Source organism: Dokdonella sp. (assembly GCF_041395345.1).
Taxonomy (GTDB): Bacteria; Pseudomonadota; Gammaproteobacteria; order Xanthomonadales; family Rhodanobacteraceae; genus Dokdonella.
Window position 1 is genome coordinate 155521 of record NZ_JAWLAR010000004.1, and the last position, 20275, is coordinate 175795.

16 protein-coding genes are annotated in these 20275 nt (G+C 61.1%); 5 read left to right on the forward strand and 11 right to left on the reverse strand.

Annotated elements, in window-relative coordinates; translation table 11 throughout:
* Nucleotides 1-22 precede the first annotated feature (22 nt).
* The 4 genes from R3F00_RS05220 to R3F00_RS05235 all read left to right on the forward strand — a co-directional run bounded on the left by R3F00_RS05220 (nucleotide 23) and on the right by R3F00_RS05235 (nucleotide 5884).
* Complete coding sequence (locus R3F00_RS05220; protein WP_371280669.1) at nucleotides 23-1318, forward strand: hypothetical protein; 1296 nt, start codon at nucleotides 23-25, stop codon at nucleotides 1316-1318.
* Nucleotides 1315-2337: a UDP-glucose 4-epimerase GalE gene (galE, locus tag R3F00_RS05225; RefSeq protein WP_371280670.1), complete on the forward strand. Its 1023-nt coding sequence runs from the start codon at nucleotides 1315-1317 to the stop codon at nucleotides 2335-2337. Before R3F00_RS05220 ends, galE begins: the two co-directional genes overlap by 4 nt.
* 92 nt (nucleotides 2338-2429) lie before the next feature.
* Complete coding sequence (locus R3F00_RS05230) at nucleotides 2430-4130, forward strand: hypothetical protein (protein WP_371280671.1); 1701 nt, start codon at nucleotides 2430-2432, stop codon at nucleotides 4128-4130.
* A 101-nt stretch (nucleotides 4131-4231) separates the two neighbouring features.
* Nucleotides 4232-5884 carry a hypothetical protein gene (locus tag R3F00_RS05235; protein WP_371280672.1) on the forward strand — a complete coding sequence of 551 codons (1653 nt, stop codon included), beginning with the start codon at nucleotides 4232-4234 and terminating at the stop codon, nucleotides 5882-5884.
* A 36-nt stretch (nucleotides 5885-5920) separates the two neighbouring features.
* Here the strand turns inward: R3F00_RS05235 and R3F00_RS05240 are convergent, their stop codons facing one another.
* The 5 genes from R3F00_RS05240 to R3F00_RS05260 all read right to left on the reverse strand — a co-directional run bounded on the left by R3F00_RS05240 (nucleotide 5921) and on the right by R3F00_RS05260 (nucleotide 12043).
* Nucleotides 5921-7648 carry a hypothetical protein gene (locus R3F00_RS05240; protein WP_371280673.1) on the reverse strand — a complete coding sequence of 576 codons (1728 nt, stop codon included), beginning with the start codon at nucleotides 7646-7648 and terminating at the stop codon, nucleotides 5921-5923.
* Nucleotides 7649-7876: 228 nt separating this feature from the next.
* Nucleotides 7877-8647: a glycosyltransferase family 2 protein gene (locus tag R3F00_RS05245; RefSeq protein ID WP_371280674.1), complete on the reverse strand. Its 771-nt coding sequence runs from the start codon at nucleotides 8645-8647 to the stop codon at nucleotides 7877-7879.
* Complete coding sequence (locus R3F00_RS05250) at nucleotides 8644-9825, reverse strand: hypothetical protein (protein WP_371280675.1); 1182 nt, start codon at nucleotides 9823-9825, stop codon at nucleotides 8644-8646. Before R3F00_RS05250 ends, R3F00_RS05245 begins: the two co-directional genes overlap by 4 nt.
* 79 nt (nucleotides 9826-9904) lie before the next feature.
* Nucleotides 9905-10495 (reverse strand): polysaccharide deacetylase family protein, encoded by a 591-nt coding sequence (locus R3F00_RS05255; RefSeq protein WP_371280676.1) that lies wholly within the window; start codon nucleotides 10493-10495, stop codon nucleotides 9905-9907.
* A gap of 324 nt (nucleotides 10496-10819) precedes the next feature.
* On the reverse strand, nucleotides 10820-12043 hold the full coding sequence (locus tag R3F00_RS05260; protein ID WP_371280762.1) for a DUF418 domain-containing protein: 1224 nt from the start codon (nucleotides 12041-12043) through the stop codon (nucleotides 10820-10822).
* Between the two features lie 365 nt (nucleotides 12044-12408).
* Between R3F00_RS05260 and R3F00_RS05265 the strand changes: the two genes are divergently transcribed.
* Nucleotides 12409-13296 (forward strand): hypothetical protein, encoded by an 888-nt coding sequence (locus tag R3F00_RS05265; RefSeq protein ID WP_371280677.1) that lies wholly within the window; start codon nucleotides 12409-12411, stop codon nucleotides 13294-13296.
* A gap of 326 nt (nucleotides 13297-13622) precedes the next feature.
* Here R3F00_RS05265 and R3F00_RS05270 read toward each other — a convergent pair whose 3' ends face one another.
* The 6 genes from R3F00_RS05270 to R3F00_RS05295 are packed head-to-tail and all read right to left on the reverse strand — an operon-like array spanning nucleotide 13623 to nucleotide 20190.
* On the reverse strand, nucleotides 13623-14738 hold the full coding sequence (locus R3F00_RS05270) for a glycosyltransferase (protein WP_371280678.1): 1116 nt from the start codon (nucleotides 14736-14738) through the stop codon (nucleotides 13623-13625).
* Nucleotides 14735-16108: a phenylacetate--CoA ligase family protein gene (locus R3F00_RS05275; protein WP_371280679.1), complete on the reverse strand. Its 1374-nt coding sequence runs from the start codon at nucleotides 16106-16108 to the stop codon at nucleotides 14735-14737. The genes R3F00_RS05270 and R3F00_RS05275 overlap by 4 nt, the downstream gene beginning before the upstream one ends.
* Entirely contained in the window at nucleotides 16105-17655 is a 1551-nt protein-coding gene (locus R3F00_RS05280) for a polysaccharide biosynthesis C-terminal domain-containing protein (protein WP_371280681.1), read from the reverse strand. The genes R3F00_RS05275 and R3F00_RS05280 overlap by 4 nt, the downstream gene beginning before the upstream one ends.
* The gene (locus tag R3F00_RS05285; RefSeq protein WP_371280682.1) at nucleotides 17652-18923 is read right to left on the reverse strand and encodes an O-antigen ligase family protein; all 1272 of its coding nucleotides are present in this window, start codon (nucleotides 18921-18923) and stop codon (nucleotides 17652-17654) included. Before R3F00_RS05285 ends, R3F00_RS05280 begins: the two co-directional genes overlap by 4 nt.
* Nucleotides 18923-19078, reverse strand: a complete 156-nt coding sequence (locus R3F00_RS05290) for a hypothetical protein (protein WP_371280683.1) — start codon at nucleotides 19076-19078, stop codon at nucleotides 18923-18925. Before R3F00_RS05290 ends, R3F00_RS05285 begins: the two co-directional genes overlap by 1 nt.
* 23 nt (nucleotides 19079-19101) lie before the next feature.
* Nucleotides 19102-20190: a polysaccharide deacetylase family protein gene (locus tag R3F00_RS05295; protein WP_371280684.1), complete on the reverse strand. Its 1089-nt coding sequence runs from the start codon at nucleotides 20188-20190 to the stop codon at nucleotides 19102-19104.
* Between the last annotated feature and the right edge of the window lie 85 nt (nucleotides 20191-20275).

The following is a 20275-nucleotide window of genomic DNA, read 5'->3' on the forward strand; positions in this document are numbered from 1 at the left end:
ACCATTGAAGGAGGAGTACGACATGCAGCCGAAAGTCCTCGCCGCGACATTGCTGCTGGCCCTGCCATGCAGCGCCCATGCGGTACGCATCGATTACTCGGCCGAGCTCGGCCTGCTCTACAGCGACAACATCACCCTGAGCGCGACCGATCCGGTCAGCGAGAGCGTGCTCATTCCGCGTCTCAACTTCGAGATCAGCGAGGAAGGCTCGACCGTGCAGGCGCAGGTCAGCGGCACGCTCGAGTATCGCGACTATCTCGGAAACGAATTCGGCAACGAGTTCCGCGGCACCCTGGACGGAATCGTCAACTGGGTCCTGGTTCCGGAGCGCCTGGACTGGGACTTCGCCGACAATCTCGGCCTGTATCCGGTCAGTCTGCGTGCCCCAGACGTGCCCGAAAATCTCCAGCAGACCAACGTGTTCTCGACCGGTCCGAAGCTGCGCTTTCGCATCAGTCCCACCGTTCAGGGCCAGGCCGAGCTGCGCTATGTCGACAGCCGGGCTGAGGAGACCGAAGCGTTTGACTCACAGCGTCTCGTCGGCGCCTTGCGCGCCAGCTACGAGCTCGGTCCGACACGCAGGATCAGCGCCAACCTGGTCGCGCAGGATGTCGATTTCAAGGAAGACCTGCTCGCCAACGACTTCAAGGGCTACTCGGTGTTTGCCGGATACGTGGAAAATCTGTCGCAGATCGATCTCGACATCGCGCTTGGTTATACGCATCTCAATTTCGATCGCGGCGACAATGCGTCCGGACCGCTCGTGCGCTTCGGCGTGGACTGGCGTGCGACCGATCGCAGCACCTTCAGTTTTGATGCCGCCTGGGAATACACGGACGCAGCCAGCAGCCTGGCAGACGGCGGTGGCGTCGATTTCGATTCCGACCTCGGCGGCGTCGGCATCATCGGCACGGAGGCGATCACGCCGGACGTCTATCAGGAAAAGCGTATCGAGGGTGGCTATCACTTCGTCTCGACACGACTGAATGTCGACGCGCTGGTGCGCTATGCCACCTATCGCTATGAGGAGCTGACCGGCCTGCCGAGCAACCGCGATGAAACCGGGGTCGGCTTCAACATGGGCTACCTGCTGCGTCCACGCCTGACCCTCGGCGTGGTCGCAGAGGCGAACTACCGGGACTTCACCGTGACCGATACCAACGAACGCGATTACCGCTTCGGCACCTATCTGGCTCAGCAAATGGGCCCGCACTGGAGCTGGCGCGTCGACCTGACCCGCTACGAACGCCGCGCAGACGGTGACATCGAGTCGTTTGACGAGAACTCGGCCTACCTCCGCTTCGTTTACACCCGTTGAGTACGCGGAGCCTGACAGGCATGCAGGACGACGGCGCGCGCAAACCCGTTCTCGTGACTGGCGGTGCTGGCTACATCGGCAGTCACGTCGTGCGCCAGCTTGTTGAACGCGGAGAACGTGTCATCGTGCTGGATGACCTCAGCACCGGCTTTCGTGAGGCCTTGCTTGGCGTCGATCTCGTCGAGGGCAACGTGGGCGATGCAGGCCTGGTCCGGACATTGCTGGGCGAGCATGCGATCGAGACGGTCATGCATTTTGCCGCCCATACGATCGTTCCGGAATCGGTTCGCGATCCGCTCAAGTACTACGGCAACAACACCTGCGCGACGCGTTCGCTGCTCGAATCCTGTTCGAGCACTGGCGTGCGTCAGTTCGTCTTCTCCTCGACCGCTGCCGTGTACGGCATGCCGGAGTCTGGCGAAGCCAGCGAGGCTACCGCAACCGCACCGATCAATCCCTACGGCATGTCCAAGCTGATGAGCGAGAGCATGCTGCGAGATCTGTCGGCGGCAACGCCGATGCGCCACGTGATCCTGCGTTACTTCAATGTTGCCGGATGCGATCCCGGCGGACGCATTGGCCAGTCAACCCGAAACGCCACCCTGTTGATCAAGGTGGCCTGCGAACACGCCGTCGGCAAACGCGATCGGCTATGTGTGTTCGGCACCGACTATGACACCGCGGATGGAACCTGCATTCGCGACTACATCCACGTGGATGATCTGGCCACTGCCCACGTGCAGGCTCTGGACTACCTGTGCGGGGGTGGCGCGTCGGCGACACTGAATTGCGGTTATGGCCACGGCTACAGCGTGCGAGAAGTCATCGATGCAGTTGAGCGGGTCAGCGGGAAAACGCTGAACGTGATCTACGAACCGCGTCGCGCCGGCGATCCGCCCGCCCTGGTCGCACGCAGCGAAAGACTCAAATCCGTTCTGGGCTGGCAGCCGCGTCACGACGACCTCGACTTCATCGTCTGCACAGCGCTCGAATGGGAAAGAAAACTTCTCGCGCGCTGAGGATGCGCGTACGCGACGACCGCGCGATCAATCATTCAATCGGACCAGGCCAAGCCAGATTCGCCATTGCTCCGAACAGACCAGGGAACGCCATGACTCTGCAACGCCGGACACGAGCAATTCCATTCGCCGCACTACTCCTTCTCACGGCAGTGACCACCTGCGCGCAGGCGGAACTGAAGACGGATCTCGGCTTTGTCGACCAGAAGTCGGCCTCGTACAAGCGCTTCAGGTCCTGGGTCGATGCTGCCGCCGCGGGGCGGCCCGGCTACGAATTCTCGGCCACCGACGCAGCCCTGATGTTCAGCCTGACCGGCAAGGAAAAGTACTGCGAACTCGCGGTCGGCATGGTTCAGGCCCAGGTCGATGAAGCCAATGCGAAGATCGAGGCTGGCCAGCGTCCCCAGGTCGCAGGAGACTCCTACCTTGAAGCCGGCCCGATGATCGGCGCGCTCGCCCAGACCCTGCAAACCTGCGCGGCCGACATCAGCGACGCCCAGCGCACACAGTGGTCCGGCTATGCGGAACAGACGATATCCAATATCTGGAATCCGGGCGCCGCGCAGTGGGGCGGCAAGCCTTTTTCGTGGTCCGGTTGGTCGATCGACAATCCGGGCAACAACTACTACTACAGCTTCGTTGAAGCGACCATGGCCTGGGCCCTGGTCAGCAACAATGAGCGCTGGCTGAAACTGCTGCGCGAAGACAAGCTGCCGGCGTTGCAGACCTATTTCAGCAAGTTGCCGGGCGGTGGCAGTCTCGAAGGCACCGGCTATGGTGCCGCCCACATGCGTCTGTTCGCGATCTATCGCACCTGGAAGGATTCGACCGGTGTGGATCTCGCCAATGCCAATTCGCATGCCCGGGACAGCATCCGCTTCTGGGTGCATGCAACGATGCCGACGCTGGACCGCTTTGCGCCCATTGGCGACCAGTCGCGCGTGTCGGTACCTGAACTGTACGACTATCACCGCCGCCTCGTGCTCGAGGCGCGCATGCTCGACGAGGATGAAGAAACGCGCGAGATGGCCTCGTGGTGGCTGAACAATATTTCGGCCCGGGAAATGTCGCACGGTTTCAACGCGCGCCACGACCTGCTGCCTGCTGGTGATGCAGGCAGCCCGCCGAATGAAACGGTCTTTGTCGCCGAAGGAACCGGTCACGTGTTCGCGCGCACCGGCTGGGACAGCAACGCGATGTGGCTGGGATTCAATGCGGGACCCTATCTCGAAAGCCACGCCCATCAGGATCAGGGCGCCTTCACGCTGTTCGCGGGTGACTGGCTGGCGGTCAGCGAGAACATCTGGAGCCATAGCGGCATCCAGCAGGGCACCGAAGTACAGAACGTGGTCCGTTTCGAACGCAACGGCACGATCTTGCGCCAGCGTGAGGGTACGCGCTCCAGCATGGAGGTCACCGGAATCGACCAGGCCAATGGCAGCGTTGCCATCAGCGCCGATCTGAGCCCGGCCTATGGAGCCGATTCGGGCGTGCGTTCCTGGCAGCGCAACATCCGCTTTGGCGGACGCAAGCTGATTGTCAGCGACAGCTTTTCGACATCCGCCGATGTGGAGGCCGTGTTCCAGATAAACGTGCCGAAGAAGCCCGAAGTGAACGGGCGCCAGGCCCAGGCCGGTGATCTGCACATCCGCGTGGTGACACCCGAGGATGGCGTGCTCGATGTGCTTGAATGGTCAAGTCTGGACGCGCAGGAATTTCGCTCCGGCTGGCGCATTGACGTGCGCGGATCGGGCAATGCGTTCGTCGTGGAGTTGTCAGACAGCCCGCCGTGAACCGAATGCCTGGCGGCATTCCAGATCCGCATCGCCCATTCGAGCCCGACCTCTTCCGCTGGAGCACAGACACGTCACCGTGAAACGATGAGGAGTCCTCCATGACATTCCGATTCTTCCGCCCGATTCCGGCCTGGGCCATCAGCCTGATGCTGACGTTCCTGCCGGCACCAGCCTGCCTGGCCGCCGATGCTGTCGCCGCCAAAGGCGAACGGGGCCGTATTACCCTGCATTCAACGGACAAAGCCGATGGCGAGTTGCCGGTGACGTTCGGCATTCCGTTTGCACCGGGACAACTGGCCGATGCGGGCAAGCTGCGCATTCTCGATCAGGACGGCAACGAAGTACCCGCGCACGTGGAAGAGACCCTGCGTTGGCACTCCGGGGATCATGGTATTCGCGCGGTGCGCGTGCAGTTGCGCACCACCCTGAAGAACGGCAGGCGCGAGCTCGAATTCTCGACCGAGGGCGTGCGCAGCCGAGAATTGGACGGCTGGCCCTATGCCGAAGGTCTGGTCGATGCCGCAAACCATTTGCGCATGCCCGCAGTGCTGGCAACGCTGGAACCGAAGTGGCTGAGCCGATCGCTGATGGCGGGCCCGCAGGTTCCGTTCAGTACCGACAATGCCTATGACACCTATGTCGAGACCCAGTACGGCTGGGCCGGAAAGCTGCCTGCTGCCGATTCCACGGCATGGCTGTTCGATCGCCCGACGACCTTGTTCAAGCTCTATGTCCGCAGCGGAAAGATCGAGCACCTGCGCAGCGCGGTCGAGAGCTATCGCTTCTACATGGGTCATATCAAGCGCAGCGGGGAGTGTGCAGGCGGCTGGGAATTCGGTCGGGCCAAGCCTTGCGATGCCAAGTACGTCTACGTCGAGCCTTCCCTGCTTGCCCTTGGCCTGACCGGCGACGACAGCCTCTACACGCCGGAGCTGATCGACCGGATGATGGCTCTTTGGGATACCGGTGGGTGGAGCGGAATCGGAGGTCCCTACCGCAGCCCCGACCAGAATTTCACCGAGCGCCACATCGGGCTTGGCCTGATAGAAACCGTTGCAGCCTTCGAGCTGACCGGAAAGCCGGAGTACCGCAAGCGCATCGCCGAGCGCATCGGCTGGCTCCACGAGCACCAGGAGAACAATCCGGATCTGCTCGGCAAGGACGGCTCGTGGCGCCACAGCTGGCAGCGCCATGAAGGCGCCAGCTACGACGTGGCCACTGATGTCCGGGGGGCTTCCCCGTGGATGAGCGAAAACATCATCGATGGTCTATGGCACGCATGGCTGGTCACCGCCGATCCGCGCATTCCCGGCATGATGGTGTCGTTTGGCCGCTATCTCGAAGAGCATGGCTGGATCACCAAGGAGACCTTCAAGTTGGCCGGGCACAGCTGGCGCGACGACTGCAGCGGGGAGGACGGACAAATCGCCTGGTACTGGTCCTCGTCGCAGGCGTCCATGGCGACCCTGATTCGCATGCAGGACGAAGGCGGCGAATACAGCGATTCGCACACGGTCCAGTTGGCCTTGCCGGTCGCGGCCGCGCGCTATTTCGAAACCGACCCTGCCTGGAAATCGAAGTTCGACAAGCGCCTTGAACTGATCGCGCATTCCTATGCCGTTGAATGCGCGAGAACCAGCTCGACGGCGCGCCGCTTCAACTGGAACAACCGCGGTGCCGGCACCGTGCAATGGATGCTGAAAAACTTCGACTCAGCGCCAGAACCGGGAATTCCTGCCCGACCAAAGTGAGATCGCGGCGGCCTTCGATCAGTGTTCCCTGCTTGCCTAGTTGTCGAATCCGTTCTTCATGATCGTGTCGCCCGTACTCAGCTCGACAACGAAGCCGGTGTTTGTCGAGGCGCCACGAACCTCAAGCTTCCAGCCGGAGTTGAAATCGCCGTCGACGGTACGCCAGTCGACCACGCTCAAGGTGGCGTTGAGCGGCTCGATCACGCGGATCTTCAGGCTGCCCGCAGTCGCCGTCTGGCCGCTGATGATCGGGCGTGCCGGTGTGTTGACCTGGAAGATCGCCTGGGTGCCCGAGAGTACGGAGAACTGGTCGGTTACCAGCAGGGTGCTGCCGTTGAAATCCAGGCTGCGTTGCCATGAGGTCACGCCTGCACCGGCCTGATAGGCAGCGCTGAGATCACCGGTGACATGCACTTCGCCCGGGGCAGGCCCGACCTGCGTCACGTTCATTGTCGACCGCGTGCCTTCGCGCTGGCGCACGTTCACGCCATTGCGCACGAAGCGGACCACGTTGTGCACCTCGGTGCCTTGCTGGATACCGCTGTGGCTCCAGATGTTTTCGGTGACGCTGAGCCAGTCGCCCGAGAACAGGGTGAACGAACCCTGATCCTGATGCGCATGGCTTTGCGCGTAGGAACCTGCGGAGAAACTCAGCCAGGTCGCGCTCGGCTCCCAGCTGGTGCGCGTGAACAGGTGGCCGATGCCGCTGGCGACATAGGTCAGCGGCGCATTCGGCACGCTTGACGAGCTTCCGGTCGGGAGCAGGTCGTCGCGGTAGTTGAATCCGCTGGACATCTGCTGCACCGAATTGTTGTTGATCCACCACGAAGCCAGGTCGCGTGCAGCCGCGTTGTTGGTCATGTAGCGCGCTTCGAGCAGCAGGTGACGGTGGTAGTCGAAAAACTCGGGATTGGAATTGCGCGACTGGTCGCCGTAGGGCGCAAAACGGTTGCGCGTCGGCACCGTCGCGTGCAGCCAGTAGGAAATGGTGTCGGTCAGGTGCGCATTGGCATTGGCCAGGTCGGTCCCCGTGGAATCCCGCCAGACCCGGTAGAGTTCAAACAGCTTGTGATGCGAGGTGCCATAGCCGGTGCCTTCTTCGCTGCCGCCGCCGGTCAGCATCGCGAAGTAGTTTTCCAGCGGTGGAAGTTTCTGCGTCTGCAGGAAGGAGATCCAGGTTCCATTGTTGCTGGCCAGCGCCCAGTACATGGTCGCGCGCAGAAAGCTGTAGTAGTAGTTGTTGGCCGGGTCGTTGGTGCCCCAGCCCGACCACGGAGCCGAACGCCCGGCCCACTGCGCCTGCGACGGGTTCCAGATATTGGCGATGGTTCGTTCCGCGTAGGCTGACCAGCGCGTGCGCTGGGCGCTGCTGACAAAGGCCGAGCACCAGTCGTAGGTCAATGCCAGGTCACCAATCATCGCACCGGCATACAGGTAGGAATCATGCGCCACTTCGGGATTCTGATTGGCAGCCATGGCCGCTTCGGCAGCGGCCACCTGGCTCTCCACCATGTTCCGTGCCAGCGTGCAGTACTGGGACTGGTTGGTCAGCCGGTACATGACGACCGCATCATTGGCCGAAAACTCGTAGCCCGGACTGCCGGCAACGGCCTGATCCACCCAGTTCCTGAATCGCGCATATTGCGCCGACTGCATGTTCACGTAGGAAAGATCGCTGTTGACGGTTGCCATGGCTTCGCCGGCAACGCAAAGCGCCAGGGCGGACAACAGGGTCAATCGGGCGGCCGAGGGAAAACGGAACATGGCATGGTCTCGCGAGCTGGCTACGCTACAGCTGGCGAAACCGATCTCGGCCCGCCCGGCTGCTCTTCAGGGAAGCGGACAATAGCGAGCGCGGGGCGTGAAAATTGAGCACCGCGTTCACAAATGGCGAGAACACCGTCAAATAGTGTGAACTGGCACGCAAGTCCCCGATTCTTTTAGTGATTTTCGCGAGGCCGGGAGCGCTGAAATGGCCGCTCCGCGAGGATGCTAGCGCCGCTTGGCGAGCGCGTTTCGGAGGTAATGCAGCATGTTCCAGATGGCCTTGCCGAGCGGAAGCGATTCAATATCGCGATAGATGCGCCATTGCCAGAAGGCGGCCTTCAGCTTGTTTGCCGACACCGATCCTTCGCGGACCAGGTAGAAGGCCAGCGGTTCGTCGTGCTCGATACACTCGGCGCTACCGGCACGCTTGAGCATCTGCAACCAGAACACGTAGTCCTCGTGACCGACCTTGAGAAATTCCGCCGGGCCCAGGCGGCGTTCGTAGACACCGGTGAGATTGCCGATGTAATTGCTGCGCAGCAGGTCGGCATGCGTCAGGCGCGCGGGTGGCCGGACTGTCGACAACACACGACCATCTTCGGCAATGCGTTGATAGGCGCAATAGCTGACCCTGGCACCGGTTCGGCGCATCTGTCCAATCTGCAGCTCGAGCTTGCGCGGATGCCACCAGTCATCGCTGTCCAGAAACGCGACGAACTCGCCGCGGGCGGCGGCAATTCCGGTATTGCGTGCCGCCGCCACACCTGAATTGCTTGCCAGGTGCATTGGCCGGACGCGCGCATCGGCCTGGGCATATCGCCCGATCAGGGCAGCGGTGTCATCGGTCGAACAGTCATCGACGATGATCAGTTCGAGATCCGCGCGGGATTGGGCGAGTACCGAATCGACCGAGCGCGACATGAAGGCCGCCGCATTCCAGGCCGGCATGACGACGCTGACCAGACCGTCACGGTGCTCCACCTGCGCTTCGTTCACGGCGCTGAAGCAGCCAGGCTTCCCGGCGCCGGCAGGATGTAGTCGCGGTACTGCGCCGGATTGCCCCGCTCGCCTGCTTCGGCTGCCTTGACGATGTTGTAGACCTCGCGTGCGGTCACATAGTGGAGCACATGGTTCACGCCATCGTTGTAGCGTTTTTCCAGATATGCATGCATGGCATCCATCTCCGCACCCAGCAGGGTATCCATGTCCCCTTCCTGGGTGCCGTGGGTGTGGATCTTGACGAACACCCACTCCGGGCGCCCTTCGACATGGATGCCGGTCTCGATCCAGGCATCGACGCGCTCGGGCGTTGGCGGACAGTTGCGACGGATATCCGAATTCTCGATGCGCGGAATCAACCCGAAGCGTCGGCTGCGCCAGTTCAGTGCCAGCGGCCCCTGCACGATCATGAGATCGCCCACGGGCGTCCCGCCGACTCGAACGGGTTCGCCGCGATCATGCGATTTCGGCTTGTCCGGATCATCGGTCGCGTAGTAGATCGAATTGACTGTACTGGTCTGCGTGTCGCTCGGCGCGGAAGGCAAGGTGAAATCGGCGTAGCAGCCGAGCTCGCGCAGAAGAATCAACTCGTTGTTGATGCCGCACCAGCGCCCGTCTGCGCGTGAATTGTCCAGCGACCAGTTGCCGTGGATGAAGGCGAAGGCGAGCTTGCCGGTGCGCGGATCCCGCACCAGCGCGCCGTGCTTTTCGTGCAAGGTATTGCAGAATCGCTGCATCGATGCGTTGAAGTTCTCGGCCGTGTCGTTGTCGTGATGGAGATGGATCTCGATCTCGCCGAACCCGTCTGCACAGAGCGCCGCGATCTTGTCCAGATGCTCTTCAACGTATTCTTCCTCCGGGTAGAAAAACCCGTGCTGCGGATGGCGCCCATCCGCATCGCGATGACGGCCCGCCATCGCGCGATAGTCGCGACACCAGCGATCGACGCGTTGACGCTGCGTGTCCAGATCGGCCTTGCCCCACATCGGCTCGAAATGATCGACAAAGCAGAACATGACATGGACCGGCCCGGATGTTTTCGGACGCGCCGGCCGGGTCAGATAGCTACGCAACCAGATCTGCATGTTGCGTGAGCGCAGGATCATCCAGAACGCGAAGGCCGCGAGGCATGCAGCCACGATGATCACGATCGTACCGAGCAAATAGGGATTCACGATGTCCGGGCTTCCTTCGTTCCCGCCTGCATCGGGCCGGAACCCGGGACGTGGCGGATATGCGCCATGCGCAGCTTGCTCATGCTTCCGGCAACTCCGGCAAAGTCGAAAACTCGAAGCCCGAAGCACGCCACTCGGGCAGCAATACCGCCAGCGCATCAATGGTGGCATCGCTGTCGTCGTGCATGAGCACGATGTCGCCGGGGCGTGGCGGGTGATTGCGCATGACGTCAATCAGCTCGGATACCGACTTCTGCTGATAGTCGAGACTGTCGTAGGACCAGTAGGCCATGCTGCCCGGGTTGGACGCATAGTAGGCCAGCAGCGAAAGCGGAAAACGACCGGAAGGCGGCCGAAACCGATGCAGGGCCTTGCCGTCGAATCGGGTGAGCAGGCGTTCGGTGCGTTCAATCTGCTCCAGTTGCTCCGCCATCGGGATGCGTGTAAAGCGCGGATGGTCGTAGGAGTGGTTGCCGAGCTGATGGCCTTCTGCAACCAGGCGCTCGACGATCTCCGGGTGTTTCTCGACTTGCTCGCCAAGCAGGAAAAACGTGGCCTTTGCCGCATGACTTGCGAGCAGATCGAGCAGACGCGGCGTGTGTTGCTCGTTTGGACCGTCGTCGAAGGTCAGGTGCAGGCAACGCTCGGCGGCGCCCCCCGTCGTCACCATCCATGAATCGGGCAACCATCTGAGCAACTTCAGCTTGTTTGGCCTTGGATTCAATTCGATTTCCGAAAAGGTTTTGATTGCGCACTGACAGCCGATGGCAAGGCCCAAGCGCAGGGTGCGCGGAACGTCAGGACGAAACCCGAATCTTACGCGGTGGGCGCCCTGTCGACCAGACAAGCATTCGAGCCAAGTCTGCGCGTTTGGGCAGGTGCCGCCAGGCAGCAGCCCATGTTTGCGCAATCATTCAAAGGATCTCTGTTGGACCCAGCTTCGCACAACCAACTCTCTCCAGCGACGAGGCCGGAATCGACCCATTGCGGACATTCACGCTGGCACAACTGGCACCCCCGGCCGTCCGTATGTGAGGCGCCGCCACAATGCTTCAAGCGGACCCATGGCATGATGAGCTAGCCACCAACTGCTGAAGGCGATCTGCACAGCCCAGATGACCACTACCAGTGCCCACAATTCGGCACGCTCTAGATAGGCGTAGAGCCCCAGACCAAACCCAGAAAAGATGAAAACGGCGATGACGGTCTGAGCGACGTAGTTGGTGAGCGCAATGCGACCCACGGCCGCCAGTGCTTGCTGCACTTTCGGCGCCCAATGCCGCTTCACAATGAATAGGATCAGGCCTAGGTGCCCGGCCGTCACCGCTATCCGGCCCAAATGGTACGTGACATCAGGCCAGAAAGTCGGCTGAAACCCGCTTGCCACGACTGTAGCGGTTTCCCAGAGGTTGATTGGTACGCCGACCAAGTAGCCGCCTAAAGCCAACATCGCGTAGAACCGCTCCGGCCGTTCCGCACTGATGATGCCGCTCTTCATCAACGCTGCACCAATCAGCATCAGGCCTATAGCGTCGAGCACCCACCAGAATGTCGACCAATCGAAATTCCAGCTATTTACGACGTTGAAGTTGTGGCGAAGGTTCTCGGAAATACCGCTACGTCGCGCCAGGATCTCATCGCGATAAGCTGCAACGTCCAGTTCGTAGCCGTCTGGGAGCCTCACACCAAGATCGGCAAGTGGCTGATCTTGGATCAATCGTGTTGGCTCTCCCGCGTGATCGGCGGCTGCGTTTCTTGCATCCACTGCAGACCAAATTGCCGTTGCCAGGAGCACAGCTGCGCCTGCGACGAAGAGTGAACGCGACTTCCACCGGAGAAAGGGGATCAACGCGAGACCGGCGATGCCATAGATGGCGAGCGTCTCGCCCGGCCAAAGGAGTACGTACATGTGGATCAGCCCGAACACGAAGAGCCAGAAGATGCGACGGAGATAAAGAACGCGAATGTCCGCCCTGCCCGAGCTCGTCAGGATCCTGCCGCAGAAGATGATAAAGCCAGCTCCGAATAGGAGCGTGAAGAGACCTCGCATGGTCCCCTCGACGAAGATCTGTGAAATCCACCAGAGTACCTGGTCGGCTGGGTCCCATCCGCCTGCCGGCCCAGGCTCATGCCCGTAATAAGGGCTGATATCGAGCTCCCGGCCCATACCCATGATGTTGATGAGCAGTATGCCGAGCACCGCGGTGCCACGGAGCACGTCCAAGGACATTATCCTCGGCCGACGAACCCCTGCTGCCGGCTCATCGATCGCGATCGCGCCCATACCCGCACCCCCAAGAAGGATAGGAAATCCAAAGCCCCTTTTCGCATGAGAGTACAGCACAAAGCCACCTGACCAATCCGCTGGATCACCCTAGGCAGGCCGCTTTTGAGCCGCGCCGGTTCGTGGGGTACTTTGAGCTGTTCTCCAACGTCTCTTATTGGCCGACTGAAGTCGATCTAAAGTGGTTGTGCAGAACGTGCTGTTTCGCGAATTTCAAAGCTTGCGATGATTTGTCAGGGGCGCTATCCAAGCGAACTGATCGCTCAACGTATTCTCCAACTTGAGGGCAAGGAGGCGCCATGTACACGGTCGAGGAAATAATTCATGGGCTAAAGAGGTCAATCGAGGCGTGCTCAACGTTCCGCACGGATTTGAACCGCAACAGAATTGGTCATGCTTTGAACATCCTAAATTCTGTTTCACTAGATTCCGACGGTGGGTTGAAAGTAACTCGGGATGAGGTCTGGACAGCAATGATCGAGTCCCTCGATATCAGCTATCTTCATACGTTCTCGGTTGATGTGCTAAAGCCGGTTAGAAAGACTCTTGATCGGCTACCATTGGGCGCGTTTTCATACGTCAATGCTGGCACTGATGATCAGGGTCGTGACATCGCTTTTGAAATCGGAACCGCGCGTTGGCTGGCTCAGGCAGGGGGTGAAATTTCACTAGGTAGGCCTGCAGATGTAGTCGCCACTTTTCCGGGGTATCAGCTTGGAGTGGAATGCAAGAGAGTAAAAAAGGGCCGGGCCATAGGCTCAAACCTGACGTGTGCTGCAAATCAAATCATCAAGCACAGAGCAAAGGGTCATGATCACCCCTTCGCTATTGCAGTTGATTTGTCCAGGGCAGTAAATCCGGGCTCCGACATAATGGTTGCCGCAGACGAGGATGAGGCTGTGCGCCTAATCCACTTAAATGTTGAGAGACTTTTCAGAGAGAACAGTAGGTTTATTCGGACGGCGATGACCGACGTGGTTGCAGCTGACGTTGAAGCGATATTGTTTAGGGTTCTTGTGATGATAGGAGACACAGCTGGAAAGCGGATCTCTATTGGAAACATCTGGAGAGTTCAGCCGGTGGTGCCAGTGGATTCAGAACGCTTCGCGCAGTTTCGTGAGCAGTTTAGAAGCGCTCCTGGGCACGTCGATGGCGCGTTTCGAATAGAGGAAATTGAGGCTAGTTGATGAGTAAGCCAGAGGGGCGCGTCACTTGCAGAAGATTCGAGGTGGCTGCAACTGGCATTCGGTGCCATTGGCCCCTCCCAATTTGAATGCGAGCAGAGCGACTTGGTCCCAAGGTTCGGGGCCAGTTGGCTCCAAAGAGAGCAATTGATTCCAATCGAGGCCAGTTCGCCTTGTCCAAGATCTCAACCGTAGCCAATACGCACCTTTGAGCGTCCGCTTCTGGCCGATACTCGCCGTTCGGTCCATCCATTCGAGCCATTGCTACGCGAGAACACTCAAGGTCAGCGCGGGCAACCCTGGCCTGGAAACACAACAGGTGTTTCGCATCAGTCTCCGATCTGATGCCCTGCATAGACGGCGTCGTAACGCGCTGCCATGGTCGTGAACGAGCCTTCTTCGAGAACCCAATCGCGGCCGGCCTTGCCCATTGCTGCCATGCGCTGCGGATCACTCAGCAAGTCGATCATCGCCTCGGCCAGGGCGTCTTCGGAGCGGGCCGGGACGAGCAGGCCATTGATGTCTTCACGCACGATTTCGGCATTGCCACCGACATCGGTCGCGACAATGGGCAAGCCCGCGGCGCAAGCCTCGAGCAAGGCGATCGAATAACCCTCGGTCAGCGAGGACATCGCAAACAGGCTGAATCCGCGCAGCAGTTCATCGACGTCATTGCGATCGCCAAGAAAAAGGATCCGCCCGGCTGCTGCGCTCTTGTCGGCGATCTCTCGCAAACCGGCGCGCAATTCTCCATCGCCAACAACGACCAGGGCGGTATCTCCGATCCTCTCGTGCACCCTGGCGAAAGCGGCGATCAGGCTGGATTGATCCTTGGCCCAGTTGAGCCTGCCGACCGTGCCGATCAGGCGTGTCCCTGCAGGCAAGCCAAGGCTGGCGGCAAGGTTTGCGCGTGATGGCTCGTCGGACGGGTCAAACCGCTCGACGCGAATACCATTGGGTATTGCCACCAGTTTCGACTCTGGCGCAGCATCACGTTCGAGCATGTCCCTGCGCGCCGATTCGCACACCGTGACCACCGCATCGGTGCGCATCAGCGAACGCCTGTAAATCCATTCGCGCCGACTGCCGGTGGCAAGGCCGCCCATTCCGTGTCGCGTGTTGATCGTGCGGCGTATTGGCAATCCCAGCGCGGCCAGCACGGCGTGATAGTGGGCCACGGCATTGTGGGTATGCAGTATTTCACTCGCGTGATCGCGCAGATGCCGACGCAGCCTGCCGATCGCGGCCGTGTCGAAACCGCGCCGCTTCTCGCAGGCATGCACGGGCACGCCGTGCCCCTCCAGCTCCTCGGCCAGGGTGCCGCGTTCGAACAGGCAGATCAGCTGGCAGTCGTGACCGCGCGCGCGCTGGGCGCAGATCAGGTCGATGACCGCCCGCTCGAGGCCGCCACGATTCAGGTTTTCGACGACGTGGGTGATTTTCACGATGTCGTTGCGTCCTGACCCAGCTCGCAGATCGCGACCCGAAACTTTCCGCTGGGGCTGGCGACGATCTGGTCCACCTCGTGAAAACGGATCGAAACGCTGTCGCCGACGACCTTGGCCAACTCGGCGCGAATCTGCTGCCGGGTATGTTCACCGAATCCCGAATCCGGAACCAGATTGACGTCGAGCGCGGACAGCTCCCGCTGCACGACCTGGTAGTGCTTGATCGAGGCGATCCCAAGGAATGCGTAGACGATGTATTCGCCGGGCAAGAGATGGCCAGCCGGCGTGCGCAGGGTGTCCAGCTTGCGGCCATCGATACGCCGCACCCTCGGCAGACCGCGCCCGCAACCGCACGGACCGTCCGCGGCCGTCGCCAGATCCCCGTTCGCGTAGCGCAGCAGCGGCATGCCGTAGTTGTGCAGATCGGTCAGAACGACTTCGCCAATGTGTTCTCCGGACGGACTCGTCTGCAGCGATTCCAGTTCGACGCGCAGATGATCCGCGCTGAGATGCAAGCCGTCGCGCTGCTCGCACTGCGAGGCAATCAGCATCACCTCACGACATCCATAGGTGTTGAACACCGGGCAACCGAATGCTTTCTCGATCACTTCGCGCTGGGCGTTGTGCAGGGCCTCGGCGGCACTCAGGATCGCCTGTGGCTGATGAATCGGCGGCTTCCGGTCGCGTATCCATTCGGCCATGCGCAGCAGCGGCCCGGCATAGCCGACCACGACTTCGGGTCGATAGCGGTTGAATCGCTCGACGTACTCGGGCATGCGCTCCTCACTCATGAGGAACGCGTTGAGCATGTATCGGTTGAACGCGTAGTGGTAGATGCTTTCCTTGATCCGATGGGTCAGGCTCGGGTCGCCGATCAACATGCCCCACAGGTACAGCATGCGTCGGCCCATGCGCGCACCGGCCCAGGAATAGCCTCGCCACATCACTGCGGTGCGGCGCTCATAACTCTCTCGCGTATAACCGAATCGAAGCGGTTCCCCGGTCGATCCGCCGGTGGTCTTGTAGAGCAGGCCCTTGCGCAGCGAAGTCGCATGCAGATCCTCGAAGTTGGCTCGTATTTCCGCCTTGTTGAGGATCGGCAGGCGCGCGTAGTCGTCGAAGGATTGCAAGTCGTCCGGAGTGACACCGAGTTCCTTCCAGCGTCGCTGGTAGTAGGGCACGTCGCGCCAGCAGTGTTCGATCAGGCGCTTGAGCTTGCCCCACTGAAGTTCGGCCAGTTCGCTGCTGCTCAGCCACTGGTTCTGCTCGTACTCCTTCATGTAGGCCAGTGTGGGTCGGCGGCGCAGACCGCTCTCATAGAGCGGAAACAGCACACGACGGAACGCCGTTTCATACAAGCTGCTCACGGAACCTGCCTCGTTGCCCTTCCCGACCATTCGAGCAGACGCATCAGCGCCTTTGGACGTCCACGCGCATAGCGTTGCACCAGCTGCTGCAGATGCTCGGTATCGGCGCTGCTCCAGCAGCGCAGCAACAGGGTCAGAAAGGCATAACACACGGCAACCACGATAGCGCCGATCACCAGGGTCGGCAGCGATGGCCAATGGCCACGCAATGGCAGGGCAGCAAGAGCGGCCAGGGCGGCTGCCAGGCTGATGCGCAGCAGGCGCGCCCAGTCCGGATGCAGGCCGATGGCGCGCAGGGCGAGCGTCATGACCGCCGCTGCGTTGACGATGGCGACGACCAGGTAGGCCAGCATGGCACCGTGCAGCCCATAGGCCCGGATCAGCACGACATCGAGCAGGATCTTCAACAAGCCGCATCCCACCACCATGACCAGGATGGTCAGCTGGCGATCAGCACTGACCAGCAGGCTTGAGCCTCCCTGGGTTACCGTGGCCAGCGAACAGGCAAACAGGCACACCGCGAATACCGGCGCTGCTTCAGCGTACTGGGCGCCATACAGGAGCGCGATAATCGGTGCGCTGAATACGGCACCAAAGGCAACCAGGGGAGCTGCGAGCAGGGCCAGGTAGGAAGTCGAGCCGACAAAGCGCTGGCCTGCAACATCCCTGCCCTGGCTCAGGGCGTTCGCCATCATCGGCAGCATCAGCGCACCGACGACGCCTGGCACCAGCATCGCCGCACCCACGGCAAGCTGGTAGGCCACCTTGAACATGCCGGCGGCATCCGAGGTACCGAACATGTTGAGGAAAAAGACTTCGACTTCGCTGGCGGCCAGGAATCCGACGGTGACAGTGACCGCGACCAGGCGCATGTGCCGGCGCACCCTGCGCAACAGCGGATCAGGCAGAACGGTGTCCTTGCCAGGTGGCGGAATCATGCGTGAAGTGAGCGCCTGCGAGACGCCATAGAACAGGGCGCTGGAAATCAGGAAGACGGCCAGCAGCGCCTCCACCTCGGCATCCACCCACCAGGCAAACACGACCATGCCGAGGTTGATTGGCGTTGCAATGCTGGCCACGATCGCGGTTGCTCGAAAGTCCTCGAAGCCCTTGGCAATGCCGACATTGAACATGTATTGCGCGCGCAGGCTGACGGCGATGACAAGAAAGCCGAAAATCATCAGGTGATTGAAACCGGGCGTTATCCGATTTCCGGCGAAAAAAAGCAGCAGCCCGCCGATCACCAGCACCGCAAGCAGGAACCAGCGCTGGGCGCGACGCAGATAGGCGATTGCGATGGCGATCTGGTCCTCGCGGCCGGCGCCACGCAGTTCGGCAACGAACTTGATCACGGCACTCGCCGTTCCCGAGTTGGTCATCGCAACGCCCATGGCGACCATCCATATCACCGCGCTGTAGGCACCAAAATCCTCGGGGCCGAGGTGCCGGGCGATAAAGATCGAAGTGAGCATGCCGAGCAGGTACTCGGTATAGATGCCGACACTTGAAAACAGCGTATTGCGGATGGCCTTCTTGCGGACGTTCACATGGTCACCAGCAGGATCTTCACGATCACATAGAGTCCAAACGTGGAGGCGGCGGCAATCAGGGGCCAGCGCACGATATCCCGCGCGAGATCGAATCGTGGCAATCCCGGGTAGCGTCGGCAGGCGCCCGTGTAGTAGCCAAGCACGAGGGCGGCAAGCAGGTAGAGCAGGATGACATAGCTTCGACTCAGAAAGAATGCCGCCGAATAGAATCCGACCTGCGAAAGCAGCAGGGTGGTTGCCAGGGAACGCTCGGCCTTCCAGTCGGCCCTGGCCGCTGCGTCGTCGAGTTCGGGCTGGTATCTGATCACCGCCATCATCATCCTGAACCCGTAGATGACGAAGGCCAGCCAGATGGTGAAACCGATGATCCCGGTTTCCGCCAGTACCAGGACGAACGAGTTGTGTGCGGTGAGGTTGGCATTGTTGTCGGCGAACAAGCCCGGGCCCACGCCAAACAACGGATTGGCCAGAAACATTTCCAGCCCGGCGTACCAGGCGTCGATGCGCCCCGCGGCGGAAGATTCGCTGGCATCGATGTCGGCCATTCGCGATGGCAGCATCAGCAAGACCCCGAGCATGCCGGCACCCAGCATTCCCGCCATGACCAGCCCGCGGCGCTGCCAGAACCAGACCGCGGCGATGGCGACAATCGCAACCAGCGCACCGCGCGATGCGGTCAGGTAGATGGCGTAGACAAGCACGCCCGCCATCGCCCACCAGAACAGTCGACGCAGGCCGAGCAAACCCCCGCGGCTGGCCAGGAAAAGCGCCATCGGCAAGGTAATGATGAAGAGCAGGCCAAGGTCGTTCGGGTCGTTGAAGATGCCCAGGTACTGGATTCGCGTCTCCTGCGACAGGCCGACTCCGGTCCAGCCAATCCCGTGTTCGATCTGGTCGATGCCATGCAGCGCGAGGATCACGCCGCTCAGCACGAATACGAACAGGGTCTTTCTGACCCGCTCCAGATCCACGGCGGCATGCGCAAGCACGGTAAATGCCAGCACGGTAGGGCCAAAACTCTCGAGCTGAACCAGCGCGCCGCCAAACCAGCCATTGACGATGTGCGACAGCATCAGGACGACCAGAAACAATCCCAGCAGCACGTAGTGCGGGGGCGAAAGGTTCTTGTCGCGTGAAGGCAGCCAGAACAGGACCGCGATCAGCAGCACGATCGGCAGCATCGGGATGCCGGAGTCGGCCAGCGCCGGATAATCCTGCGGGCGCACCAATACGAGAATGAGGTAGAGCAGGATGAAGAAGAACATCAGGCTGGCCCGGCCCCTTGCGGAATGCGCGCGATCGCCGGGCAGGACATCGATCCCGCGAGAGTTTTCTCGATCGGGCTCATGCCGGGCACACTTGCCGTGAAGGCGAAGTGGATATTCTTTCCAGGCGAGATGCGAGGGCGCGTGTCATTCATGAACCATTCGAGCTGGAAGGGGCTCAACCAATGCGTCGCCGTGAAGGATAGGTGAAAGCTTCGGGAATCCCGAGCAGGGAGGCAAACCATGCCTGATCCATGTGACGCTCGATAGGCAAGCGACGCAGTTCGAATTCAGGCTGGCGGGGTACGGGGCTTGTTCCGGCGACGTAGCTGCAGCCGAGCCTGAATCCCGATTCGCGCGCGGCCTCGATGACCGCCTCGTCGTAGGCATCCTGGCCACCCACCGGATAGGAAATCACCTCGACATCCCGTTCGAGTTCGCGATCCAGTGCCGCCTTGGAGCCGGCTACTTCGGCATGCATCGCCAATGACGGCAATTTCGCCAGCATGTTGTGCCAGATGCCATGCGAGCCGATTTCCATGCCAGCCGCCTGCATCTCGCGCAGTTCATCCCAACTCATGGGCCTGCAATCGGGATGACCCGGCGCGCGTGGCATCGCCCATTCGCGCTCAAGTCGTTCGATGACCGTCGATTGCGCGTCCGCGTCCAGCCATTTCATGCGATCCAGCAGGCGTGCTGCGACACTGCGTCGCTGTCGGCGGCTGTCCGGCAAGACTTCGTCAATCTGCAATTCCTCGATGCGAAGGCGCGTGGCACCGGTCCGCAAGAGCATGTGCACGAGCCAGTCGTAGGCAAACACCCGAGCGCTGTCGATATGCCCGGTCGATACGAAGAACGTGGCCGGAACACCCAGCTCGCGAAGGATTGGAAACGCGATTCGGTAGTTGTCGTCGTAGCCGTCATCAAAGGTGACGATGACCGGCCTGGGCGGCAGGGAGCGGCCCTGCTCCCAGGCCTCGATGACATCGCGGAACCGGATCGGCGAGTAGTGCCGCCTGATCCACTCCATTTGCTCGCGAAACTGCCGTGCGGAGGCGCTGACCAGGTCGAGATCGAATTCGAATGCATCTTCGTCATCGATGTTCAGCACGCGATGATAGGCGAGGATGCGCAGATCGCGGCGCAGGGCCGATCGCAGCAGGGCTGCCAGACTGACCAACCGCGTCCGCCAGAGCACTGCGGCCATGAAGTGTCGCCGGCTGCGCGGTGTCGCCGATGCCGATTCTGCCTGGCTCATCGCCGACATGCCTGTCCCCCTCCCTGTCCGATAATCGGGTGTGCCCGCTGGGCGCGCGCGTCAGCGCCAACTTCCGCGGCGCGGTAAGATTGTA